The sequence below is a fragment of the Streptomyces katrae genome (genome assembly GCF_000717655.1).
Lineage (GTDB): Bacteria > Actinomycetota > Actinomycetes > Streptomycetales > Streptomycetaceae > Streptomyces > Streptomyces katrae_B.
Map to the genome: position 1 here is coordinate 62,129 of NZ_JNZY01000012.1, position 23,312 is coordinate 85,440.

Annotated in this window: 18 protein-coding genes and 1 pseudogene; 12 read left to right on the forward strand and 7 right to left on the reverse strand. The window is 73.4% G+C overall.

From position 1 onward, the window contains the following. Positions 1-17: 17 nt before the first annotated feature. Positions 18-611 (reverse strand): histidine phosphatase family protein, encoded by a 594-nt coding sequence (locus tag IF09_RS0117545; RefSeq protein ID WP_030296737.1) that lies wholly within the window; start codon positions 609-611, stop codon positions 18-20. 144 nt (positions 612-755) lie between these two features. Here IF09_RS0117545 and IF09_RS48495 point away from each other — a divergent pair. From IF09_RS48495 to IF09_RS0117565, 3 genes and pseudogenes are all read left to right on the forward strand, one after another. Next, positions 756-1,115, forward strand: a pseudogene (locus IF09_RS48495) (DUF1275 family protein); the annotation flags it as partial. 127 nt (positions 1,116-1,242) lie between these two features. Then, positions 1,243-1,395, forward strand: a complete 153-nt coding sequence (locus tag IF09_RS45670) for a hypothetical protein (protein WP_158709996.1) — start codon at positions 1,243-1,245, stop codon at positions 1,393-1,395. A gap of 75 nt (positions 1,396-1,470) precedes the next feature. Next, complete coding sequence (locus IF09_RS0117565; RefSeq protein ID WP_051832591.1) at positions 1,471-2,040, forward strand: RNA polymerase sigma factor; 570 nt, start codon at positions 1,471-1,473, stop codon at positions 2,038-2,040. On the opposite strand, the gene IF09_RS0117570 is transcribed toward IF09_RS0117565, so the two are convergent. From IF09_RS0117570 to IF09_RS0117580, 3 genes are read right to left on the reverse strand one after another with little or no spacing between them, the layout of a single operon-like run. Further along, positions 1,967-2,980: a MerR family transcriptional regulator gene (locus IF09_RS0117570; RefSeq protein WP_051832592.1), complete on the reverse strand. Its 1,014-nt coding sequence runs from the start codon at positions 2,978-2,980 to the stop codon at positions 1,967-1,969. The two genes, IF09_RS0117565 and IF09_RS0117570, sit on opposite strands and share 74 nt — an antisense overlap. A 37-nt stretch (positions 2,981-3,017) precedes the next feature. After that, complete coding sequence (locus IF09_RS0117575) at positions 3,018-4,394, reverse strand: cryptochrome/photolyase family protein (RefSeq protein ID WP_030296741.1); 1,377 nt, start codon at positions 4,392-4,394, stop codon at positions 3,018-3,020. Continuing rightward, positions 4,391-5,998, reverse strand: coding sequence for an SDR family oxidoreductase (locus IF09_RS0117580; protein WP_030296743.1), 1,608 nt, complete (start codon positions 5,996-5,998; stop codon positions 4,391-4,393). The genes IF09_RS0117575 and IF09_RS0117580 overlap by 4 nt, the downstream gene beginning before the upstream one ends. Before the next feature lie 112 nt (positions 5,999-6,110). Between IF09_RS0117580 and IF09_RS0117585 the strand changes: the two genes are divergently transcribed. The 3 genes from IF09_RS0117585 to IF09_RS0117595 are packed head-to-tail and all read left to right on the forward strand — an operon-like array spanning position 6,111 to position 8,488. After that, a complete protein-coding gene (locus IF09_RS0117585; protein ID WP_030296745.1) occupies positions 6,111-6,590 on the forward strand; it encodes an Lrp/AsnC family transcriptional regulator in 480 nt (159 codons plus the stop codon). Between the two features lie 46 nt (positions 6,591-6,636). Beyond that, positions 6,637-7,371 (forward strand): HAD family hydrolase, encoded by a 735-nt coding sequence (locus tag IF09_RS0117590; RefSeq protein WP_037635233.1) that lies wholly within the window; start codon positions 6,637-6,639, stop codon positions 7,369-7,371. A 16-nt stretch (positions 7,372-7,387) separates the two neighbouring features. Next, a complete protein-coding gene (locus IF09_RS0117595; RefSeq protein WP_037635236.1) occupies positions 7,388-8,488 on the forward strand; it encodes an FAD-dependent oxidoreductase in 1,101 nt (366 codons plus the stop codon). Here the strand turns inward: IF09_RS0117595 and mltG are convergent. Beyond that, positions 8,485-9,381, reverse strand: coding sequence for an endolytic transglycosylase MltG (mltG, locus tag IF09_RS0117600; protein WP_030296752.1), 897 nt, complete (start codon positions 9,379-9,381; stop codon positions 8,485-8,487). The genes IF09_RS0117595 and mltG overlap by 4 nt on opposite strands. A gap of 63 nt (positions 9,382-9,444) precedes the next feature. Then, on the reverse strand, positions 9,445-11,397 hold the full coding sequence (locus IF09_RS0117605; RefSeq protein ID WP_234321043.1) for an ABC transporter ATP-binding protein: 1,953 nt from the start codon (positions 11,395-11,397) through the stop codon (positions 9,445-9,447). An 86-nt stretch (positions 11,398-11,483) separates the two neighbouring features. On the opposite strand from IF09_RS0117605, the gene IF09_RS0117610 reads away from it, so the two are divergent. The 4 genes from IF09_RS0117610 (at position 11,484) to IF09_RS0117625 (ending at position 18,721) form a co-directional block, all read left to right on the forward strand. Then, positions 11,484-11,945 carry a MarR family winged helix-turn-helix transcriptional regulator gene (locus IF09_RS0117610; protein WP_030296754.1) on the forward strand — a complete coding sequence of 154 codons (462 nt, stop codon included), beginning with the start codon at positions 11,484-11,486 and terminating at the stop codon, positions 11,943-11,945. 68 nt (positions 11,946-12,013) lie between these two features. Continuing rightward, a complete protein-coding gene (locus tag IF09_RS0117615) occupies positions 12,014-14,962 on the forward strand; it encodes an FAD-binding and (Fe-S)-binding domain-containing protein (protein WP_030296758.1) in 2,949 nt (982 codons plus the stop codon). A gap of 145 nt (positions 14,963-15,107) precedes the next feature. Next, entirely contained in the window at positions 15,108-16,943 is a 1,836-nt protein-coding gene (locus tag IF09_RS0117620; protein ID WP_030296760.1) for an ABC transporter ATP-binding protein, read from the forward strand. After that, positions 16,940-18,721, forward strand: a complete 1,782-nt coding sequence (locus IF09_RS0117625) for an ABC transporter ATP-binding protein (protein ID WP_030296761.1) — start codon at positions 16,940-16,942, stop codon at positions 18,719-18,721. The genes IF09_RS0117620 and IF09_RS0117625 overlap by 4 nt, the downstream gene beginning before the upstream one ends. An 82-nt stretch (positions 18,722-18,803) precedes the next feature. Here the strand turns inward: IF09_RS0117625 and IF09_RS0117630 are convergent, their stop codons facing one another. Next, positions 18,804-19,595, reverse strand: a complete 792-nt coding sequence (locus IF09_RS0117630) for a metal-dependent hydrolase (protein ID WP_030296763.1) — start codon at positions 19,593-19,595, stop codon at positions 18,804-18,806. 145 nt (positions 19,596-19,740) lie between these two features. Here IF09_RS0117630 and IF09_RS0117635 point away from each other — a divergent pair, with 145 nt between their 5' ends. Together IF09_RS0117635 and IF09_RS0117640 are read left to right on the forward strand one after the other, a co-directional pair. Next, positions 19,741-22,263 carry a DEAD/DEAH box helicase gene (locus tag IF09_RS0117635; protein WP_030296764.1) on the forward strand — a complete coding sequence of 841 codons (2,523 nt, stop codon included), beginning with the start codon at positions 19,741-19,743 and terminating at the stop codon, positions 22,261-22,263. 106 nt (positions 22,264-22,369) lie between these two features. Further along, entirely contained in the window at positions 22,370-23,272 is a 903-nt protein-coding gene (locus IF09_RS0117640) for an acyl-CoA thioesterase (RefSeq protein ID WP_030296766.1), read from the forward strand. The last annotated feature ends 40 nt before the right edge of the window (positions 23,273-23,312 follow it).

The window sequence follows — 23,312 nt, forward strand, 5'->3', positions numbered from 1 at the left end:
GACCTGGGGACAGGTCCTCAGGGGCGGGTGTTCCAGCCTGCGATCACCGGGAGGCCGTGTTCGGTAGACAGGACACTGACCGTGCCGGTGCGCAGCAGGAAGAGCCTGCCGTCCTGCGGAGGCAGGCCCAGGTAGCGGGCGGTGAGGACGCGCAGGAAGTGGCCGTGGGCGACGAGGACGGCGTCGCCGCGGTCCTCGGCGAGGACCGCGGCCGCCCGGGCCAGGGCGCGGTCCGCGCGGGCGCCGACCTGGGCCGCGCTCTCGCCGGGGTGTTCCGGGTCGCCGGGCGGGACGCCGTCGGTCCACAGGGACCAGTGCGGCCGGGTCCGCTCGATCTCGGCCGTGGTGACGCCCTCGTAGCCGCCGTAGTCCCATTCGTGCAGGTCCGGGTCGGTGACGCCGCCGCTCAGTCCGGCGAGTCGGGCCGTGGTGACGGCCCGCCGCAGCGGGCTGGTCAGCACCAGCGCGAAGTGCCGGCCGCGGAAGTAGGGGGCCAGCGAGAAGGCCTCCTCGACGCCGGCGGCGGTCAGGGGCACGTCGGTCCGCCCGGTGTGCCGCCCCGTGGCGCTCCATTCCGTCTCGCCGTGCCTCACCAGCAGCAGGTCGCTCATTCTTCGGACCATAAGCCCTCCGGCATGTCGGCGCCGGGGTATCCGGGCGGCATGTCACTGTCGGGCGTCATGGACGTGAGCGCGCACCCGTTGCTGCCGCCGCCGTTGCTCGTGCTGTTGGTCGTGCTGACGGTCGTGACCGGAATGATCGAGGCGGTCAGCCTGCTCGCGCTCGGCCCGGTGTTCACGGCGATGCAGACCGGGAACGTCCTGTTCCTGGCGTTCGGGACCGCCCGGCAGGAGAACCTGCTCGCTCTGGCGCCCGCGGTCTCGCTGGCCGCCTTCGCCGTCGGGGCGGTGTGCGGAGCCCGGCTGGAAGCGGCTTCGGAGGCCCTCGGGCGGCGCTGGCTGGTGATCGGCCTGGCGATCGAGGCGGGGCTGCTCCTGGTCGCGGCGGGCGCCGGCTGGGGCCTGGCGCCGTGCTACGGGGAACCGACCGGGCGGCACATGGCGGTGGCGGCGGTCCTGGCCGTGTCGATGGGGATGCGCAACGTCACGAGCCTGCGGGTGAACCTGCCGGGGTTGCCGACCACGCTGGTCACCCGCTCCATGACCTCCTTCCTCGGCGGTTCGGCCCTGGGGCAGGACAGCGCGCTCGGGTACGGGGACGGCGGCCTGGGCACGCAGGGCCGTGGCCGTCCTCGCGACGTTCGCCGGCGGGCTGGCGGGGGCGCTGCTGGTGCGGGCCGGCCGGCCGGTGAACTGGCTGCTGATGCCGCCGGGCGCGCTGGTGCCGGCGGTGGCGCTGACGTATCTGCCCCGGCCCCGGCTGCACACGCGCTGAACCTCCGGCCCCGCAGAATCGATGCGAAAACGCTGCGAGTGGCCCCGGCCGGGCGTGGGTGGCGAGGCTCGGGCCATGGACGGAAGCGACGAGTGCATCGCAGCGGGCTTCGCAGCGGGCGACGAGCGCTGCATGGAGACGGTCTACCGGCGCTGGCGGCCTCTGGTCCACTCGCTCGCGCACCGCTGCCTGGGCGACGAGCGGGAGGCCGAGGACGTCACCCAGCAGGTGTTCCTCGCCGCCTGGCACGGCCGGCGCCGCTACCGGCCCGGACCGGGCGGCCTCGGCGCCTGGATCACCGGCATCACCCGGCACAAGGTGGCCGACGCGCTGGAGGCGCGGACCCGGCGGGCCCGGGCGGCCGCGGCCGCCGCACGCGCCGCCCCCGGTCGGGCCGACCGTCCCGGGAGCCTGCCGCGGCAGGAGTCGGAGCAGGTCCTGGACCGGGTACTGGTCCTCGGGGAGCTGGCCAGGCTGCCGTTCGAACAGCAGCGGGTGCTGCGCCTCGCCTTCTACGGGGACCTGACCCAGACGCAGATCGCGGACCGCACCGGCCTGCCGCTGGGCACCGTCAAGAGCCATATGCGAAGGGCCCTGCACCAGCTGCGCCGGTCGCTGCCCGCGGCGGCGCGAGCGACTCGATGACCGCGAGGCCCGAGCGCAGCCCGTACAGCCGCTCGGTGCGCGGGGCCGGCGCTTCCGTGCTCCAGCCGGGTCCGGCGAGCAGCAGCACCGGACGGCTGCGGGCACCCCGCAGGCCCCACTCGATGCCGGCCACCGACCGGGCCAGGGCCGGGTCGGCGGTCGTACGGGACTGCGCCCACAGCACGACGGCCCTCGGTCCGGTGCGCCGCACGGCGTCGTGCAGGGCCTCGGCGGGCAGGGCGGCCCCGAACATCCGGGCGGGCAGACCCCGTTGGCCGAGGACCGCGGTGAGGGCCTCGATCGGCAGGCTGTGCTGCTCGCCGGGGACGCAGGCGAGGAGTACGGGCGGGGTCCGGGGCGGCTCGGGCGCGGGCCGGATCCGGTGCAGCGCCGCGGAGATCTGCCAGGACAGCAGGTGTTCGACCTCGACGTAACGCTCCCCGGCGGTGGCCCATTTGCGGCCCACGGCGTGCAGGGTCGGCGCGATGACCTCCTCCCAGGCGGTGACCGGCCCGTGCTCGGCCAGGGCCGCCTCCAGCAGTTCCGCGACGGTCGGCGCGTCCAGGCGTACGGCGGCCCGCGAGAGCCCCCGGCACTCCGGGCGGACCGCCCCGAGCGGAAGGGCGCCCGTCCCGCCGGGGGTCGGCGCGGGTGCCGCTGCCCCGGCAGGGGGCTCGTCGCCGCCGCCGAGGGCTGCCCGGGCCGCCTCGGCCGGCGGGACCCCGTCGGCGGTGAGCCGGCACATCAGCTCCAGCCGGGCGATGTCCCGCGGGGTCCAGCGGCGGTGCCGGCCGGCCTCGCGGCGGGCCGGGCCGATCGCGTAGCGGCGCTCCCAGGAGCGCAGCGTGGTCGGCGAGACCCCGAGGCGGCGGGCGACCGCGCCGGTGCTCAGCGCGGCGGCGGGCCGGGGCTGCGGTGGTGTCCGGGGTACGCGGTCCACCCGCTCACGATAGGGCTCCGGGGCCGGCGCCGGGCGCTCACGCGGCTCCGCGTCCGCGCCGGAACCGGTCGAGCCCGTCGGCGAGTTCCACGATCCGGTCGGGGTAGGCGTAGCGGGCCCGCTCGGGCGCGGGCAGCCGCCAGGGTTCGTGCACCTGCGGGGCGTCCAGCCCGGCGAGCTCCGGCACCCAGCGGTGCACGTAGCGGCCGGCCGGGTCGTGACGCAGGCCCTGGCGGACGGGGTTGAGGACCCGGTTGGGCCGGGTGTCGGTGCCCGTACCGGCCACCCACTGCCAGTTGAGCTGGTTGTCGGCGAGGTCCCCGTCCACGAGGAGGTCCAGGAAGTACCGGGCCCCGATCCGCCAGTCCACGTACAGGGTCTTGGTGAGGAAGCTGGCGGTGAGCAGCCGGCCCCGGTTGTGCATCCAGCCCTCGTGGCGCAGCTGGCGCATGGCTGCGTCGACCACCGGGTAGCCGGTGCGGCCCTCCTTCCAGGCCTCGGTCTCCTCCTCGGCGGCCGCCCCGGTGCGCCAGTGGTCCCGGCGGTCGCGGTAGTCCCGTACGGCGGTCTCGGGGCGGGCCGCGAGCACCTGGTGGTGGAAGTCGCGCCAGCAGATCTGCCGGACGAAGGCCGCGGCGCCGGGGCCACCGGCGGCAGCGCGGGCCCGGTGGACGGCCTCGGTGGGCGAGAGGGTGCCGAAGTGGAGGTGCGGGGAGAGCCGGGAGGTGGCGTCGCCGGCCAGGTCGTCGTGGGCGTCCTCGTAGCGGGAGAGCCCCGCGCGCAGCCAGCGCCTGAGGAGGTCGCGGGCCTCGCGCTCGCCACCGCGGGCGAGGCCCGGGGAGACGCCGGTGACGGCCCCGCGCCGGGGCAGCGGGTCGGAGCCGATGCCGTCGGGCACCCGGACGGAGCGCGGGGCGGGGGCGACGGCGCGGGGCGGCAGGTCGCTCCAGCGGCGGAAGTACGGGGTGAAGACGGCGAAGTGGTCCGAGCCGGCGGGGAGCACGGCCCCGGGGGCGACGGCCGTGATGACCGCCTCGTGCACGTAGAGCCGTACGCCCTCGGCTTCGAGGGCGGCGCGCAGCCGTTCCTCGCGGGCCTGGGCGTACCCGCTGACCCCGGCGGCCATGTGGACCTCGTCGGCGTCGCACTCGTGGACGAGGGCGCACACCTCGGCGACCGCGTCGCCGGAACGCAGCACCAGGCGGCCGCCGCGCTCGCGCAGTCCGGCGTCGAGGTCGGCCAGGCAGTCGGCGAGGAAGGCGAGCCGGTTGGGCGCGGCGAAGCCGGCCGCGTCGACGGCCCGGTCGCGGACGAAGAGCGGCACCACCCGGTCGCAGGAGGAGAGGGCCGCGCGCAGCGGCGGATGGTCGTGCAGGCGCAGGTCGGAGGTGTACAGGACCACCGCGACGTTCATGGCTTCGCTCGCTCCGCATCGGGGCCGGGGGGACGCTCGTCGTCCCCTCCTTCGCCCGTTGGGGCTCCGCCGGATGCGGCGGCCTCGTCATCCAGGCGGCGTGCGGTGCGGGTGATGTTGCGGGCCATGCCGCCGAACACGAGGGCGTGGAAGGGCGACACGCTCCACCAGTAGAGGTGTCCGAGCAGCCCGTGCGGATGGAACAGCGCCCGCTGCCGGTACGTGGCCCCCTGCCCCGGCACGGCGTCGGCTCCCGGTTCCGCAGCCGGCGGCGGGTCCGCGCGGAGCTCCAGCCAGGCGAGGCCCGGCAACCGCATTTCGGCGCGCAGGCGCAGCAGGCGGCCGGGCTCGATCTCCTCCACCCGCCAGAAGTCCAGGGAGTCCCCCACGCGCAGCCGGGCCGCGTCACGGCGGCCGCGCCGGATGCCGACCCCGCCGACGAGCCGGTCCAGCCAGCCCCGTACGGCCCAGGCCGGCGGGAAGGAGTACCAGCCGTTCTCCCCTCCGATGCCCTCCATCACCCGCCACAGCGCGGCGGGCGAGGCATCGACCGCGCGCTCGCGCTCGTCGGTGTAGAGGCTGCCGCCCGCCCAGTCGGGATCGGTGGGCAGGGGGTCGCTGGGGGCGCCCGGCACCCCGGCGGAGGACCAGCGGGTGGTCACGTTCGCCTCGCGCACCCGCTGGAGGGCCAGGGACACGGCCTGGTCGAGTCCGATCGGGGCGCCGGGCGGATCGGGGACGTACCGCGCGATGTCGTGTTCGGCGCACACCACCTCGTGGCGCAGGGATTCGGCGAGCGGCCGGGCCAGCGCGGGCGGTACGGGGGTGACCAGGCCGATCCACTGGCTGGACAGCCGCGGCGTCAGCATCGGGACGCGCAGGATGAACCGCGGCGGCAGCTGCGCCACGACGGCGTAGCGGCGCATCATCTCCTCGTACGTGACCACGTCGGGGCCGCCGATGTCGAAGGCCCGGTTCACCTCGGGCGGCATGACGGCGCTGCCGACGAGGTAGCGCAGGACGTCGCGGACGGCGACGGGCTGGACGCGGGTGCCGACCCAGCTGGGGGTGACCATGACCGGCAGCCGTTCGGTCAGGTAGCGCAGCATTTCGAAGGAGGCCGAGCCGGAGCCGATGATGACGGCGGCGCGCAGGACGGTGGCCGGCACGCCGGAGGCGAGGAGGATCTCGCCGACCTCGGCGCGGGAGCGCAGGTGCGGGGACAGGTCGCGGACCGGGATTCCGGCGGGGGTGAGCCCGCCCAGGTAGACGATGCGGCGGACGCCGGCCGCGCGGGCCTGTTCGGCGAAGACGCGCGCGGCGGTGCGGTCACGGTCCTCGAATCCGGATCCGGCGCCGAGTGCGTGGACGAGGTAATAGGCGACGTCGATGCCGCGCAGGGCCGCCGCGACGGACCGGGCGTCGGTGGCGTCGCCGCGGACGACCTCCGTGCGCCCGGCCCAGGGGTGGTCGCGCAGCTTCTCGGGGGACCGGGCCAGGCACCGGACGCGGTGCCCGGCATCGAGCAGCTCGGGCACCAGGCGGCCGCCGATGTAGCCGGTGGCACCGGTGACCAGGCAGTGCAGACCGGTCGTGGTCGTCATCGCTGTCTCCGCTCCTAGACGTGTGCCCGTACGGGATTCCGGCGGATCGCTGCCTGCGGATGCACCGGTCGGCCGGAAGGGCACTGCACTGGGCCATTGGTACAGTCGCGGCATGGCGGTGGACGAGCTCGACACCCGGATCCTGCGCCTGCTGATCGAGCAGCCGCGCACCAGCGTCCGCGAGTACGCCCGGCTCCTCGGGGTCGCGCGCGGCACCCTGCAGGCCCGGCTGGACCGGCTGGAACGCACCGGGGTGATCACCGGGACCGGTCCCGTGCTCTCCCCCGCGGCGCTCGGGCATCCCGTGCTGGCCTTCGTGCACATCGAGGTCACGCAGGGGCACCTGGACGAGGTCGGCGAGGCGCTGGCCGCCGTACCCGAGATCATCGAGGCCTTTTCGATCACCGGCGGCGGGGACCTGCTGACCCGTGTGGCGGCCCGGGACAACGCGCACCTGGAGGACGTGATCCAGCGGCTGATCCGGCTCCCGGGCGTGGTCCGCACCCGTACGGAGGTGGCGCTGCGCGAGCGCGTGGCGCACCGGCTGCTGCCGCTGGTGGAGTCCGTGGGACGGGCGGCGCGCAAACCCTGACAAGATGACCGGGACGGGCACACGACCGGCAGGACGGGCAGAGCGGATGATTTCCGTCATATTCGATCTCGACGGCACCCTCGTGGACAGCGAGCCGAACTACTACGAGTCCGGGCGGCGCACCCTGGCCCGGCACGGCGTCCCCGATTTCACCTGGGAGCAGCACTCCCGCTTCATCGGCATCGGCACCCTGGAGACGCTGGAGATCCTCAAGGACCGGTACGGGATCCAGGCCCCGGTGGAACAGCTGCTGGCCGAGCAGAACGCCGCCTACCTGGAGCTGGCCCGGACCGGGACCGAGGTTTTCCCCGAGATGCGGAAGTTCGTGGAGCGGCTGTCCGCGGAGGGTGTCCCGATGGCGGTGGCCTCCGGGTCCTCGCGCGAGGCGATCGACGCCGTGCTGGCCGGGACGGGCCTGGACGCGCTGCTGAGCACCGCGGTCTCCGCCGAGGAGGTGGCGCACGGGAAGCCCGCCCCCGACGTGTTCCTCGAGGCGGCCCGCCGCCTCGGCGCGGACCCGGCTGACTGCGTGGTCCTCGAGGACGCGGCGCCCGGCGCCCGGGCAGCCCATGCGGCCGGCATGCACTGCGTGGCCATCCCCTACCTGACCGCCACGGCCGACGACCCGGCCTTCGCGACGGCCGGCCTGCTCTTCCGCTCCGGCCGGGCGGAGTTCCACGCGGACACGGCCTACACCTGGCTCTCGTCCCGTCCCGCCGGCCCGCCGGCTAGGCCGGGCCTGACCGGCAGGGAAGATGTCGCCGGGCACGCGAGTTGGTAGAACCGTGAACGAAATCATGCGGGGTGCGGCGGACGTCGACGTGGTGGTCGTGGGTGCCGGGCAGGCAGGGCTGTCCAGCGCGTACCACCTGGCGCGGGCCGGGATCGATCACCTGGTGCTCGACCATGCACCGCGGCCCGGCGGCGCCTGGCAGTTCCGCTGGCCCTCCCTGACGTACGGCAAGGTGCACGGGATGCACGCCCTGCCCGGGATGGAGCTGACGGACGCCGACCCGCTGCGGCCGTCCTCGGCCGTGATCGCGGAGTACTTCGGCGCGTACGAGAACCGGTTCGGGCTGCGCGTGCGGCGGCCCGTGGACGTCACGGCCGTACGGGACGGCGCCGACGGTCGGCTGCGCGTGGAGTCCTCGGCCGGGACCTGGTCCGCGCGGGCCCTGATCAACGCGACGGGGACCTGGGACCGGCCGTTCTGGCCGCGCTACCCGGGCCAGGAAACCTTCCGGGGCCGCCAGCTGCACACCGCGGACTACCCGGGCCCGCAGGAGTTCGCCGGGGCCCGGGTCGTCGTGGTGGGCGGCGGCACCTCGGCGGTGCAGCACCTGCTGGAGATCGCCGAGGTGGCGGCGGAGACCACCTGGGTGACCCGGCGGCCCCCGGTGTTCCGCGACGGGAGCTTCGGCGAGGCCGAGGGACGGGCCGCGGTGGCCATGGTCGACGAGCGGGTACGCCAGGGGCTGCCCCCGCAGAGCGTGGTCAGCGTGACCGGACTCCCGCTGAACGAGGCCGTCCGGGCCGGGCTGGCCTCGGGGGTGCTGGACCGGCGGCCCGTGTTCGAGCAGATCACGGCGACGGGTGTCGCCTGGGCGGACGGGCGGCACGTCGAGGCCGATGTGATCCTGTGGGCCACCGGGTTCCGGGCCGCCATCGACCACCTGGCTCCTTTGCACCTGCGCGAGCCCGGCGGCGGCATCCGGGTCGAGGGCACCCGGGCGGTCCGCGACGAGCGGATCCACCTGGTCGGCTACGGCCCGTCGGCATCGACGATCGGCGCCAACCGCGCCGGTGGCGCCGCGGTCCGCGAGATCCGCCGCCTGCTGGCGCGAGGCGCCGACGGCACAGAAGGCGCCCGCGAACCGGTCGCCGTCGGCTCCGTCTAGTCGGCCTGGTCGGCGCGGGAGCCCGCCTGGGCCCGCCCGGCGCCCTCGGTGCTGCCGGCGCCCGCGCCGGCTGCGGCCCGGATCCGGTTGAACTCCGCGACGTGCTTCTTGTGCTCCTCGTACGTCGCCGAGAACCGGGTGTCCCCCGGTTTGACGGTGACGAAGAACAGCCAGTCGCCGGGTGTCGGCGCGACGGCCGCTGTGATCGCCTCCAGGCCCGGGCTGCCGATCGGCGTCGGGGGGAGCCCTTGGCGCTCGTAGGTGTTGAAGGGGCTGTCGATCCGGGTCTCGCTCAGCGTGGTGTCCACCGTGCTGCGGTTGAGCGCGTAGTTGATGGTGGAATCCATCTGGAGCGGCATCGACCGTGCCAGCCGGTTGTGCACCACCCGGGCGACTTTGCCCTGGTCGGCGCGGGATTCGGCTTCCGCCTCGACGATGCTGGCGAGGGTGGCCGTCTGATACGGGGTCATCCCGTGCGCCCTGGCGCCGTCGGCGACGGCTGTGGTCGCGAGCTTCCGATTGGCCGTCTGCACCATGTACGCGAGCAGGGTGGCCGGCGTGGACTGCGAGGTCACCGGGTACGTCGCCGGGAACAGGAAGTCCTCCGGATTGCCCTTCGCCTCTGCGGGCAGGGCCAGTCCGGCCGTGGCGACCGCAGCCTTGGCGGAGCCTGCCGGGAGCTTCAGCTCGCGGTCGATCGCGGCGTACACCTGGGGTGCCCGCCAGCCCTCGGGAATGGCCAACTGGCGTGGCTTCTCGGGGGTTTGCCCGCTCCGCAGCAGCGGAATGAGGGCGGCCGCACCGAGGGCGAGCAGCATGCCGAGGAGGAGCGCCAGACGGCCCCGGCGGGTGAGCCGGGAACGACGCCGTGGCGGCTGGTACTCATGACGCATGCGGGCACGCTAACTCGCGAAGCGCCACATGTCGGGCATCACGCCCGCACATACGTCATACGATCACACGTTTACCGGTGCAGGCTGCGCGGCCCCCTCGGCCGACCCGGCCGACTCCCCCGCCTTGGCCGTCTCGGCCGCCTTGGTCGCCTTGGAAGCCGGCGCTTCCCGGACCACTCGGGCCGCTGCCGTCTCCGGGGTGAGCGCGGCTTCCCTGTCGCGGCGGACCAGGGCCGCGTACCGGCCGTCCGCCTCCAGCAGCTCCTCGTGCGTACCGCGCTCGGCGATACGGCCCTTGTCCAGGACGACGATCTGGTCGGCGTCGCGGACGGTGGAGAGCCGGTGGGCGATCGTGATCGTGGTGCGGCCCTGGGACAGGTTGTCGATGGCCCGCTGCACGGCATGCTCGGTGCGGGTGTCGAGAGCACTGGTGGCCTCGTCGAGGATCAGCACCGGGGGGTCGCGCAGGATGGTGCGGGCGATGGCAAGGCGCTGCTTCTCGCCTCCGGAGAAGCGGTAGCCGCGCTCGCCGACCAGGGTGTCGTACCCGTCGGGCAGGGACTCGATGTGGTCGTGGATCTGGGCCGCGCGAGCCGCCTCGGCGATCTCCTCGTCGGTGGCGTCCGGCTTGGCGAAGCGCAGGTTGTCGGCGACCGAGGCGTGGAAGAGGTACGTCTCCTGGGAGACCACGCCTATGGAGCGGGCCAGCGAATCGAAGTCGAGGTCGCGCACGTCCACCCCGTCCAGGGCGACCCGGCCGCCGGTCACGTCGTAGAGCCGGGGCACGAGGTAGCTCAGGGTGCTCTTGCCCGAGCCGGTCGGGCCGACCACGGCGAGCGAGCCGCCGGCCGGGACGGTGATGTCGATCCCCGTCAGCGTGGGCCCGTGCTTGGCGTCGTACGCGAAGTGCACGTCCTCCAGCCGGACCTCGCCCCGGGCCCGGTCCAGGCGCACCGCGTCCGCGCGCTCCGTGATGTCCACCGGCAGGTCGAGGTACTCGAAGATCCGGGCGAACAGGGCGAGCGAGGTCTGGATCTGCACACCGGTCGACAGCAGGCTCACGGCGGGCCGGAACAGGCCCTGCTGGAGCGTGACGAAGGCGACGAGGGTGCCGACCGAGAGCGAGGGGGCGCCCGACTGCAAGGCTACGCCGGCGGCCCAGTAGATGAGCGCGGGCATGGCGGCCATGACGATGCCGATGGTGGACATCCGCCAGCGCCCGGCCATGCTGGAGCGCACCTCGAGGCCGACGAGCTTCTCGGACTCGTCGGAGAAGGACCGGGTCAGCGAGTCGGCGCGGCCCATCGTGCGGCCGAGCAGGATGCCGCTCACCGACAGCGACTCGGTGACCGTGGCGGCCATGGCGGCCATCTGCTTCTGCCGCTGGAGCGTGATCCTCTTGCGCTCGCGGCCGACCCGCCGGCTGATCCACACGAACACCGGCAGCAGGAGCAGCGAGACGAGGGTGAGCCGCCAGTCGAGCGCGAGCATCGCGACGACGGAGGCGATCACGGCCGTCAGGTTGGAGACGAGCGAGGTCGCGGTGGAGGTGACGGTGGCCTGCATGCCGCCGATGTCGTTGGCTATGCGGGACTGCACCTCGCCGGTCCGGGTGCGGGTGAAGAAGGCCAGCGGCATCCGCTGGAGCTGCGCGTACACGGCGGTCCGCAGGTCGTGCATGACGCGCTGGCCGACGGTGGTGGAGATCAGGGTCTGGAGCACGCCGAACACGCTGGTGACGACGGCGGTGAGGATCATGCCGAGCGCGAGCAGGCTGAGCAGCCCGGTACGCCCCTCGGGGATGGCGACGTCCAGGATCTCCTTCAGCAGGAACGGCGAGGCCACTCCGACCAGCGAGGAGGCGCAGACGAGCAGCCCCACGACGGTGAGGCGGCCGCGATAGGGGCGGAACAGGCCCACGATCCGGCGCAGCTCACGCGGCTGCTCCGCGGGGGCGGGGCGGTTGGGGTCGAGGGCTTCTTTCGATGGGGTCCACTTCGGTTCTTCGGGGCGCATGGGCCTCCTTCTGACGAGACTCGCATGAGCATAGCTCATTGTTACCTATACTCACAATGAATCTGGTCCTGGTACTGTTTCCCAGTATGAGCACCGCTTCCGAAACCGACAGCACAGACGGCGTCCTCGCCGAACAGCTGCTGCGGCTGACCCGCCGGCTGCACCGGATCCAGAAGCGCCACCTGGAGCCGCTCGGCATCACCCCCGCCCAGAGCCGGCTGCTGCGCCTCGTCTCGCACTACGACGGCGACGAGCCGCCCCGGATGGCGGACCTCGCCGCCCGCCTGGAAGTCGTGCCCCGCGCCGTAACCACTCTGGTGGACGGCCTGGAGGCCGCCGAATGCGTGCGCCGCGCGCCCGACCCGGCGAACCGGCGCGTCATAAGGATCGAGCTCACCGACACGGGCCGCGCCACGCTGCGCCGGCTGCGCAACGCGCGAACCGACGCGGCAGAGGAGATCCTGGCTCCGTTGACCGCCGGGCAGCGCGAGGTGCTCGGCGGCCTGCTGAACGCTCTCACGGACGCCCCGATGGAGCGCAGCTGCTGAGAAGGCCGCCCCCGAGCCCGGGAACGGGTCCCCGGGGCTAGGCCGAACGAGTAGGCAAGGGGTCGCGCATGCCGCTGCTGGAACCGAGGCCCGGGGCACTGCGCCCGCGCGACATCAGCGGCCCCGCCCCCGACCGGGTCCCGGAGCACCGGGCCGCCGGCACCCCGGAGCCGCTGCGCACCGAGCTGACGCAGCTGCTGGGCGCCGGGAAGGTGCTGTGGAAGGTCTCCGACCTGGTCCGCTACGCCTCCGACGCCTCGCCGTACCGGTTCGTCCCGCAGGTGGTGGTGATCGCCGAGGACCTCGACGACGTCTCCGCGGTCCTCTCGTACGCCCACGGCCGCGGGCGCGAGATCGTCTTCCGCGCCGCCGGGACCTCGCTGAACGGGCAGGCCCAGGGCGAGGACATCCTGGTCGACGTACGCCGCCACTGGGCCGGCATCGAGGTGCTGGAGGACGGCCGCCGGGCCCGGATCCGGCCCGGCACCACCGTGGCGCGGGCCAACGCCGCGCTCGCCCGGCACGGCCGCGTCCTCGGCCCGGACCCGGCGAGCGCCGTCGCCTGCACCCTCGGCGGAGTCGTCGCCAACAACGCGTCCGGCATGACGGCGGGCACCACGCGGAACTCGTACCGCACGCTCTCCTCCCTCACCTTCGTACTGCCCGGCGGCACCGTCGTGGACACGGCCGATCCGCTGGCCGACGAGGAGCTGGCGCACGCGGAACCGGCGCTGTGCCGCGGGCTGATGGAGATCAAGCAGGAGATCGAGGCGGATCCGGAGCTCGTCGCCCGGATCCGGGCCAAGTACGAGATCAAGAACACCACCGGCTACCGCCTCGACGCGTACCTGGACGGGACCACGCCCGTCGAGATCCTGCGCGGCCTGATGGTCGGCTCGGAGGGCACGCTCGGCTTCATCGCCGAGGTCGTCTTCGACACCGTGGCGCTGGACCGCGCGCTCACCAGCGCCCTGCTGTTCTTTCCCTCGCTGCCCGCGGCGGCCGCCGCCGTACCGCTGTTCAACGAGGCGGGCGCCGTCGCGGTCGAGGTGATGGACGGCAACACGCTGCGCGCCTCGGTCAGCGTCGAAGGCGTCCCCGCCGACTGGTCCGGCCTGCCGAAGGACACCACCGCCCTGCTGGTCGAGTTCCGCGCTCCGGACGAGGCGGGGCGTGCGGAGTACGAGCGCCGCGCCGCCGGGGTGCTCGCCGGTCTGGACCTGGTCGCTCCCGTGGCCTCGGTCACCAATGCGTTCACCCGTGACGCGAAGACGATCAACGGGTACTGGAAGGCCCGCAAGGCCTTCGTCACGGCGGTCGGCGGGGCCCGCGCTCCCGGCACCACCCTGATCACCGAGGACTTCGCGGTGCCGCCGTCCCGGCTGGCCGAGGCCTGCGAGGCGCTCCTCGCGCTGCAGGCGGAGCACGGTTTCGACGCGGCCGTCGCCGGCCACGCGGCCCACGGCAACCTGCACTTTCTGCTCTCGTTCGACGCAGCGAAGCCCGCCGACGTCGAGCGGTACGGGGCCTTCATGGAGGCGTTCTGCCGGCTGACGGTGGAGCGGTTCGACGGCTCGCTGAAGGCCGAGCACTCCACCGGCCGCAACATGGCCCCCTTCCTCGAACTGGAGTGGGGGCCCCGGGCCACCGAGCTGATGTGGCGGACCAAGCGGGTCGTCGATCCGGACGGACTGCTGGCCCCGCGCATCCTCCTCGACCGCGACCCGACGGCCCATCTGCGCGGGCTGAAGACGATTCCCCAGGTGGAGGCGGTGGCCGACCCGTGCATCGAGTGCGGCTTCTGCGAACCGACCTGCCCCAGCGAGGACCTGACGACCACGCCCCGCCAACGGATCGTGCTGCGCCGGGAGATGATGCGCCAGCAGCCGGGCTCCCGCGTGCTGGACGGGCTGCTCGAGACCTACGGCTACGACGCCGTGGACACCTGCGCAGGTGACTCGACCTGCCAGCTGGCCTGCCCCGTCGGCATCGACACGGGCGCCGTGATGCGGGACTTCCGCCACCGGCGGCACAGCCGGCGCGAGGAGCGCGCCGCCGCGCTCGCCGCGACGCGGTTCAAGGCCGTGGAGGGCGCCGCCCGGCTGGCCGTGGCCGCCGCCGACGAACTGGTCGACCGGCTGCCCGACCGGGTCGGGAACCGGATCCTGGAGGCGGTCACCGGGGCCGCGCGCAAGGCCGTACGCCCCGACCTGGTTCCGCAGTGGCTGCCGCAGATCCCCGGCGCGGCCGCACGGAAGCTGCCCGGGACCCGGCGGGTGGGCGCGGCGGCCGTGTACTACCCGGCCTGCGTGAACCGGATCTTCGGCGGGCCCGAGGGCCGGCCCGGCCCTTCCCTGCCCGAGGCCGTGGTGGCGGTGTCGGAGCGGGCCGGGAAGCCGGTGTGGATCCCGGGCGACGTCGCGGGCACCTGCTGCGCGACGATCTGGCACTCCAAGGGCTACGACGCCGGGAACCGGGTGATGGCCAACCGGATCGTGGAGGCCGCCTGGGGCTGGACCGCCGGCGGGCGGCTGCCGCTGGTGGTCGACGCGTCCTCGTGCACGCTGGGCATCGCGTACGAGGTGGTCCCGTTCCTGACGGACGACAACCGGGCGCTGCACGCGGAGCTGACGGTCGTCGACTCGGTCGTGTGGGCGGCGGACGAGCTGCTCCCGCACCTGGAGATCCGGCGCACGGTGGGCTCGGCCGTGCTCCACCCGACGTGTTCGATGCGGCACTTGGGCGACGAGGCGCAGCTGCAGGCGGTGGCCGAGGCGTGCGCGACGGAGGTGGTGGTTCCGGACGATGCGGGCTGCTGTGCCTTCGCGGGCGACCGGGGCATGCTGCACCCGGAGCTGACGGCCTCGGCGACGGAGCGCGAGGCGGCGGAGGTGACCTCGCGCGCGTACGACGCGCATCTGTCGGCCAACCGGATGTGCGAGGTGGGCATGGACCGGGCCACCGGCCGCAGCTACTACTCGGCGCTGCTGGAACTGGAGCGGGCCACCCGTCCTTGACGGGGCGACACCCGGCCGGGCGGGCCGCACGAGGGCCGCACAACCCGCCACGTAAGGCCTTGGCCAACGCAAAATCGATTGCCCGGGACCGGTCCGGAAGGCGAACCTTGCACGGTTTGAACCACTCGACCCGTCATGAGGCGTCATGCAGATCAGCGATCTTCCGTATCCGGACCCCGGGGTACCCGATGCTCGCTCCGGCCCGCGCTTCCTGGTGTGGCTGGGGCGGGGCCAACTCGGCGGGCAGGCCAGGAGCCTGTGCTGGGGCCTCGTGCACTTCTGCGGCATCGCCGGGCTGCCGTACGCGGTGGGCCTGGGCGTCGACGCGGTCGTACGGCGCGACGGCGCCGGGCTGCTGCTGGTCGGCGCGCTGCTGGTGCTGACCGGCGTCGCCATCTCGGTCGGCGACGCGATGCTCCACCGGACCGCCGTCACCAACTGGATCACCGCCGCCGCGCGCGTGCAGCAGCTGCTCGCCCGCAAGACCGCCGAGCTGGGCTCCGCCCTGACCCGGCGCGTCGCGGCGGGCGAAGTGGTCGCCGTCTCCACGGGCGACGTGGAGAAGATCGGCTGGTTCGTCGAGGCGGTCTCCCGCTTCCTCGCCGCCGCCTTCTCCGTCGTCGCCATCTGCGTCGGGCTGCTGTTCTACGCACCCTCGATCGGTGTGGTCGTCGCGATCGGCGTCCCGGTGCTCGCCCTGTCCGTGCTGCCGCTGCTGCCGCGCGCCACCCAACGCGCCGACATCCAGCGCGAGAAGGCCGGGAAGGCGACCGAGCTGGCCTCCGACACCGTGGCGGGCCTGCGGGTGCTGCGCGGCATCGGCGGCGAGGAGTTGTTCCTCGGCCGCTACCGCGAGGCCTCGCAGGAGGTCCGCAAGGCGGCCGTGCGCAGCGCCCGGATGTGGGCGCTGATCTCCGCGATCCAGGTGCTGCTGCCGGGCGCGCTGCTGATCACCGTGGTCTGGTACGGCTCCGTGCTCGTACTGGACGGCCGGCTGGCGGTCGGCGAACTCGTGGCCGCCTTCAGTGCGGTGGCGACGATGCTCTACCCCCTGCGGCACTTCGAGGAGATCGCCATGGCGTACTCCTTCTCCCGGCCCTCCGCCCAGCGGGCCGCCCGGGTGCTCTCGCTGACGCGTACGGACGCCCCGGAGCCGGCGGCTCCGGCCGCCGGGACTGCGCAGGCTCCGGCTCCGGGCGGGGACCTGTACGACCCCGCGACCGGACTCCTGGCCCCGGCGGGCCGGTTCACCGCCGTGGTGTGCGGGGACCCGGACCTGGCGGGCCGCCTGGCCGAGCGCCTCGGCGGCCATCCGGCGGACGACGGGCCGGCCGCCGACCGGGGCTCGGTGCTGCTGGGCGGGGTCGCGCTGGACGAGCTCGCCCTGGACACCGCGCGCACGCTGGTCCTCGTACAGGACAAGGACCCGGTGCTGCTGTCCGGAACCCTGCGCGAGCTGTTCGCCGTACCGGGGTCCGGAGCGGTCGAGCCCGGGGCGGCGCTGGCCGCCGCCCAGTGCGGGGACGTCCTGGACGCGCTGCTGCAGTCGGCGCCGGACGGGGTGGACGACCCGATGGACGCGCGGATCACCGAGCGCGGCCGGTCCCTGTCCGGCGGGCAGCGCCAGCGGCTCGCGCTGGCGCGGTCCCTGGCCACCGACCCGGAGGTGCTGGTGCTGGACGAGCCGACCTCGGCGGTCGACTCACACACCGAGGCGCGGATCGCGGACGGTATCGCGGCCCTGCGCGCCGGGCGCACGACGGTGGTGCTGGCCTCCTCCCCGCTGCTCCTGGACCGTGCCGACCGGGTGGTCCTGATCCACGAGGGTGCGGTCGCGGCGACCGGTACGCACCGCGAACTGCTGCACGGCGAACCGCTCTACCGGGCTGTCGTCACCCGCGAGACGGATGAGGAACAGCGGGTGGCCCGGATGGAACTGACCCGGCGGGAAGCACTCACAGAAATCGAGGAATCCGCATGATCGGCCTGGCGCCGCCGCAATACGATCCGGCGGCCCCCGAATCGGCCGCCACCCTGCCGGTGGGCACGACGGCGACCGTACGGGGCTATGTGCGCGGCCTGTTCCGGCGGCACCGGCGGGCCTTCGTGGTGCTGGTGACGGTCAACGCGGTCGCGGTGATCGCCTCCATGGTCGGCCCGTACCTGCTGGGCCGGGTCGTGGACCAGCTGGCGGCGGGGGCGCGCGAGCTCCATCTGGGGCGCGTGGCCCTGCTGTTCGCGCTGGCCCTCGTGGTCCAGACGTTCTTCGTCCGGCTGGTCCGGCTGCGCGGCGCGATGCTCGGCGAGGAGATGCTGGCCGATCTGCGCGAGGACTTCCTGGTGCGGTCCGTTGGCCTGCCGCCGGGCGTGCTGGAGCGGGCCGGCACCGGTGACCTGCTGTCGCGGATCACCACCGACATCGACCGGCTGGCCAACGCGATGCGCGAGGCCGTGCCCCAGCTGGCGATCGGCGTGGTCTGGGTGGGGCTGCTCTTCGGGGCGCTCACGGTGACCGCTCCGCCGCTGGCCCTGGCCGCGCTGGTGGCGCTGCCGGTGCTGGTGACCGGCTGCCGCTGGTACTTCAAGCGGGCGCCCTCGGCGTACCGGTCGGAGGCGGCCGGGTACGCGGCGGTCGCGGCCGCGCTCACCGAGACGGTGGACGCCGGCCGCACGGTCGAGGCACACCGCCTCGGTCCGGCCCGCATCGCGCTGTCGGAGCGGCGGATCAAGGAGTGGACGGCGTGGGAGCGGTACACGCTGTTCCTGCGGACGGTCCTCTTCCCCGTCGTCAACCTCACCTTCGTGACGATCCTCGGCTCCGTGCTGATGATCGGCGGCTACTGCGTGCTGCAGGGCTGGATGTCGGTGGGGCAGCTGACCACGGGCGCGCTGCTGGCCCAGATGATGGTCGACCCGATCGGCCTGATCCTGCGCTGGTACGACGAGCTGCAGGTCGCCCAGGTCTCCCTCGCCCGCCTGGTGGGCGTACGGGAGATCGAGCCGGACGCGGGCGACGCGGCCGTCTCGCCGGCGGGGCGGGACGTCAGGGCCGACGGGGTGCGCTTCGGCTACCGGGAGGGCGTGGACGTACTCCACGAGGTGTCCATGTCCGTGCCGCCGGGCACCCGGATGGCGCTGGTCGGCCCTTCGGGGGCGGGCAAGTCCACGCTGGGCCGGCTGCTGGCGGGCATCTACGCGCCGCGGACCGGCGAGGTGACCCTCGGCGGGGCGCAGCTGTCGCGGATGCCCGCGGAGCGGGTGCGCGAGCAGGTGGCGCTGGTCAACCAGGAGCACCACGTGTTCGTGGGCTCGCTGCGGGACAACCTCCGGCTGGCGCGCACCGGGGCGGCCGATGCCGAGCTGTGGGCGGCCCTGGACGCGGTGGACGCGGACGGCTGGGCCCGGGCGCTGGAGACCGGTCTGGACACGGAGGTGGGTTCGGGCGGTACGGCGCTGACCCCGGCGCAGGCGCAGCAGATCGCGCTGGCCCGGCTGGTGCTGGCGGACCCGCACACGCTGGTCCTGGACGAGGCCACCTCGCTGCTGGACCCGCGGGCCGCCCGGCATCTGGAGCGTTCGCTGGCCCGGGTGCTGGACGGCCGTACGGTCATCGCCATCGCCCACCGGCTGCACACCGCGCACGACGCGGATGTGATCGCGGTGGTCGAGGGCGGCCGGATCAGCGAACTGGGCTCGCACGACGAGCTGGTCGCGGCGGACGGCGCCTACGCGGCCCTGTGGCGCTCCTGGCACGGCTGACCGGCCCGCACCGCTGTCGTACGAGGCCCCGCTCCCCCCGCTGCTGCGCGGGGGACCCGGGGCCTTTGCCGTGCCCGCCGGGCTAGATGAAGCCGAGGGCGGAGGCTCCGCCCATGCCGCCGAGCAGCATGAACACGGGCATGAGGACCTTGAGCTCCACCCAGCTGCCGGCCCGGAAGCGCATCCCCTTGGGCGGGCCGATGGGGTACCAGCGCTTCCCGGCGATCGGGAGGGGCCACAGGATGGGGCAGCCGGAGACGGTCAGGGCGTCGCCGATGTCGTGGACCAGGGCGCCGAGCAGGATCGGCAGACCGAGCCAGAGGTACTCCTGGCCGGGGCCGGTGAACAGCCATCCGGCGCCGTTGCCGGGCTGGTCGAGGACGCCGGCCAGGATCCAGGCACTGGTGGCGCCCAGCAGCCAGACGAGGACGTCGCTGGACATCCGCGCGGCCCGCCACAGCAGGCCCTCGACGGCCAGGACCAGGTGGACGAACAGCAGGACGAGCACGCCCCAGCGGTCGGTGGTGGCCGCCAGCGCGGAGGATCCGGCGCCGATCAGGACGGCCCACAGCCAGGTGTGCGTCAGGGTGCGGTGACCGCCGGTGCGGCGGGCGTCCTTCGGCGCGCGGGTCGCCTTGTAGACGGCGTAGGAGATCTTGTCGACCACCTCGCACAGGCCCCGGGACAGCGGGCCGAAGGCGCGCGAGATCGTCGCCGACTTGTGGTCCAGGTCGGGGGCGAGGGCCGCGCCGGCGCAGATGAGCGCCCCGACGACCAGAACGGGCCAGGGCATCGGGTGCCCGGCGGCCGCGGCCGCCGCTCCCACCCCCAGCCAGGCTGCCGCCCCGGACAGTGAGTGCGCCGGACCCATCATGGTCGTTTCCCGCCCCAGTCGTGTGGTGGTCGGGCCCTGTTGACGGTTTCGTTCGGGCCCGGTCAACGGCACAGCGTACCGGCGGTGATCTTCGCCGTATCGGCCGGTTCCCTCTTCCGGCGGGAAGCCAGGCAAGATGGGGGGTGTGACCCTCATTGATCAGCTCCCGCCGAACGCCGACCCCGACGCCCTCTTCGAGGCTTTCTCCTCGTGGGCGGAGGATCAGGGCATCACCCTGTACCCGGCGCAGGAGGAGGCGCTGATCGAGGTCGTCTCCGGGGCGAACGTGATCTTGTCCACCCCGACCGGCTCCGGCAAGAGCCTCGTCGCGGCGGGAGCGCACTTCACCGCCCTCGCCCAGGACAAGGTGACCTTCTACACCGCCCCGATCAAGGCGCTGGTGTCGGAGAAGTTCTTCGACCTGTGCAAGCTCTTCGGCACCGAGAACGTCGGCATGCTGACCGGCGACGCCTCCGTGAACGCGGACGCCCCGGTGATCTGCTGCACCGCCGAGGTGCTGGCCTCCATCGCCCTGCGCGACGGCAAGTACGCCGACATCGGCCAGGTCGTCATGGACGAGTTCCACTTCTATGCAGAGCCGGACCGCGGCTGGGCCTGGCAGATCCCGCTGCTGGAGCTCCCGCAGGCGCAGTTCATCCTGATGTCGGCGACGCTCGGTGACATGAAGCGGTTCGAGGAGGACCTCACCCGGCGCACCGGCCGGCCGACGTCGGTGGTCCGCTCCGCGAGCCGGCCCGTCCCGCTGTCGTACGAGTACGTCACCACGCCGATCACCGACACGATCACCGAGCTGCTGGAGACCCGGCAGGCCCCGGTGTACATCGTGCACTTCACGCAGGCCCAGGCCGTCGAGCGGGCGCAGTCGCTGATGAGCATCAACATGTGCACCCGCGAGGAGAAGGACAAGATCGCCGACCTGATCGGCAACTTCCGCTTCACCACCAAGTTCGGGCAGAACCTCTCCCGCTACGTCCGGCACGGCATCGGCGTCCACCACGCCGGCATGCTGCCCAAGTACCGGCGCCTGGTCGAGAAGCTGGCCCAGGCCGGCCTGCTGAAGGTGATCTGCGGTACCGACACCCTCGGTGTCGGCGTCAACGTCCCCATCCGCACGGTGCTGTTCACGGCGCTCACCAAGTACGACGGCAACCGGGTCCGCACGCTGCGCGCCCGCGAGTTCCACCAGATCGCCGGCCGTGCGGGCCGGGCCGGCTTCGACACTGCGGGCTATGTGGTCGCCCAGGCGCCCGAGCACGTCATCGAGAACGAGAAGGCCCTCGCGAAGGCGGGCGACGACCCGAAGAAGCGCCGCAAGGTGGTGCGCAAGAAGGCTCCCGAGGGCTTCGTCGCCTGGTCGGACACCACCTTCGAGAAGCTCATCGCCGCCGACCCGGAGCCGCTCACCTCGCGCTTCAAGGTCACCAACATCATGCTGCTGTCGGTCATCGCCCGCCCGGGCGATGCCTTCCAGGCGATGCGCCACCTCCTCGAGGACAACCACGAACCGCGCAAGGCCCAGCTGCGGCACATCCGCCGGGCCATCGCGATCTACCGCTCGCTGCTGGACGGCGGCGTGGTCGAGAAGCTCGACACCCCGGACGCGGAGGGCCGTACCATCCGCCTCACCGTCGACCTCCAGCAGGACTTCGCGCTCAACCAGCCGCTGTCCACCTTCGCCCTGGCCTCGTTCGACCTGCTGGACCCCGAGTCCCCGTCCTACGCGCTGGACATGGTCTCCGTCGTCGAGTCCACGCTGGACGACCCGCGCCAGATCCTCGCCGCCCAGCAGAACAAGGAACGCGGCATCGCCGTGGGCGCGATGAAGGCCGACGGGATCGAGTATGAGGAGCGGATGGAGCGTCTCCAGGACGTCACCTATCCCAAGCCGCTCGAAGAGCTCCTCTTCCACGCCTACGACGTGTACCGCAAGAGCCACCCGTGGGTCGGCGACCACCCGGTCTCCCCGAAGTCGATCATCCGCGACATGTACGAGCGCGCGATGACCTTCACCGAGTTCACCTCCTTCTACGAACTCGCCCGCACCGAGGGCATCGTGCTGCGCTACCTGGCGAGCGCGTACAAGGCGCTGGACCACACCATCCCCGACGACCTCAAGTCCGAGGACCTCCAGGACCTCATCGCCTGGCTGGGCGAGCTCGTCCGCCAGGTCGACTCCAGCCTGCTCGACGAGTGGGAGCAGCTGGCGAACCCGGAGGTGGAGACGGCGGAGCAGGCCCAGGAGAAGGCCGACCAGGTCAAGCCGGTCACCGCGAACGCGCGCGCCTTCCGCGTCCTGGTCCGCAACGCCATGTTCCGCCGCGTGGAGCTCGCCGCGCTGGACCACGTCGACCAGCTGGGCGAGCTGGACGGCGAGGCCGGCTGGGACGCGGACGCCTGGGGCGAGGCCATGGACGCGTACTGGGACGAGTACGACGACCTGGGCACCGGTCCCGACGCCCGCGGCCCGAAGCTGCTCCAGATCGAGGAGGACCCGGCGCACGGCCTGTGGCGCGTCCGCCAGACCTTCGCGGACCCGAACGGGGACCATGGCTGGGGCATCAGCGCCGAGGTCGACCTCGCGGCCTCCGACGAGGAAGGCCGTGCGATCATCCGGCTGACCTCGGTCGGTGAGCTCGGCGCGCTCTGACCTCCCCCTGGACTCCGTCCGGGAGGACCCCCACCCGCAAGCGACCGGCCCCGTCGGCGCCGGTTTCCCGCCGGCGCCGCCCGGACCCGACAGTGGAGAACCTCTGATGACGAACCCGGCCGAGAGACTGGTCGATCTGCTCGACCTGGAGCAGATCGAGGTCAACATCTTCCGCGGCGCCAGCCCCCAGGAGTCCCTCCAGCGGGTCTTCGGCGGGCAGGTCGCCGGCCAGGCGCTGGTGGCCGCCGGCCGCACCACCGAGAGCGACCGCCCGGTCCATTCACTGCACGCGTACTTCCTGCGCCCGGGCATCCCGGGCGTGCCGATCGTGTACCAGGTGGAGCGGGTGCGCGACGGGCGGTCCTTCACCACGCGCCGCGTCACCGCGGTCCAGCAGGGCAAGACGATCTTCAATCTCACCGCCTCCTTCCATCATCCGGAGCAGGGCAGCATCGAGCACCAGCTGCCTCCCCGACTCGACTTCCCCCACCCGGACACGCTCCCGAAGGTCGCGGACGAGATCCGCGAGCACTTGGGCGCGCTGCCCGAGGCACTGGAACGGATGGCCCGCCGCCAGCCGTTCGACATCCGGTACACGGACCGGCTCCGCTGGACTCCCGAGGAGCTCAAGGACGCCGATCCGCGCAGCGCGGTGTGGATGCGCGCGGTCGGCCCGCTGGGCGACGACCCGCTGGTGCACACCTGCGCCCTCACCTACGCCAGTGACATGACCCTCCTCGACGCCGTGCGCATCCCCGTGGAACCCCTGTGGGGCATGCGCGGGTTCGACATGGCCTCGCTGGACCACGCCATGTGGTTCCACCGCCCGTTCCGCGCGGACGAGTGGTTCCTGTACGACCAGGAGTCGCCGATCGCCCACGGCGGCCGGGGCCTGGCCCGGGGCCGTATCTACGACCTGGAGGGCAGGCTGCTGGTCTCCGTGGTGCAGGAAGGCCTCTTCCGCCCGTACGCCGAGAACGCGGCCAAGCCGCCCGTGTCCCCGCAGTAGTCCGCCCCCTTCCGACAGCCCGCCCCGTCCCCGAAGAGCT

Bases quoted from the DNA above. Each gene is read 5' to 3' on its own strand.
- IF09_RS0117630 (WP_030296763.1), bottom strand. From the start codon at position 19,595: ATGATGGGTCCGGCGCACTCACTGTCCGGGGCGGCAGCCTGGCTGGGG.
- IF09_RS0117625 (WP_030296761.1), top strand. From the start codon at position 16,940: ATGATCGGCCTGGCGCCGCCGCAATACGATCCGGCGGCCCCCGAATCG.
- IF09_RS0117610 (WP_030296754.1), top strand. From the start codon at position 11,484: ATGAGCACCGCTTCCGAAACCGACAGCACAGACGGCGTCCTCGCCGAA.
- IF09_RS0117620 (WP_030296760.1), top strand. From the start codon at position 15,108: ATGCAGATCAGCGATCTTCCGTATCCGGACCCCGGGGTACCCGATGCT.
- IF09_RS0117545 (WP_030296737.1), bottom strand. From the start codon at position 611: ATGAGCGACCTGCTGCTGGTGAGGCACGGCGAGACGGAATGGAGCGCC.
- IF09_RS0117575 (WP_030296741.1), bottom strand. From the start codon at position 4,394: ATGAACGTCGCGGTGGTCCTGTACACCTCCGACCTGCGCCTGCACGAC.
- IF09_RS0117595 (WP_037635236.1), top strand. From the start codon at position 7,388: ATGCGGGGTGCGGCGGACGTCGACGTGGTGGTCGTGGGTGCCGGGCAG.
- mltG (WP_030296752.1), bottom strand. From the start codon at position 9,381: ATGCGTCATGAGTACCAGCCGCCACGGCGTCGTTCCCGGCTCACCCGC.
- IF09_RS0117615 (WP_030296758.1), top strand. From the start codon at position 12,014: ATGCCGCTGCTGGAACCGAGGCCCGGGGCACTGCGCCCGCGCGACATC.
- IF09_RS0117590 (WP_037635233.1), top strand. From the start codon at position 6,637: ATGATTTCCGTCATATTCGATCTCGACGGCACCCTCGTGGACAGCGAG.
- IF09_RS0117580 (WP_030296743.1), bottom strand. From the start codon at position 5,998: ATGACGACCACGACCGGTCTGCACTGCCTGGTCACCGGTGCCACCGGC.
- IF09_RS0117640 (WP_030296766.1), top strand. From the start codon at position 22,370: ATGACGAACCCGGCCGAGAGACTGGTCGATCTGCTCGACCTGGAGCAG.
- IF09_RS0117585 (WP_030296745.1), top strand. From the start codon at position 6,111: ATGGCGGTGGACGAGCTCGACACCCGGATCCTGCGCCTGCTGATCGAG.
- IF09_RS0117605 (WP_234321043.1), bottom strand. From the start codon at position 11,397: ATGCGCCCCGAAGAACCGAAGTGGACCCCATCGAAAGAAGCCCTCGAC.
- IF09_RS0117565 (WP_051832591.1), top strand. From the start codon at position 1,471: ATGGACGGAAGCGACGAGTGCATCGCAGCGGGCTTCGCAGCGGGCGAC.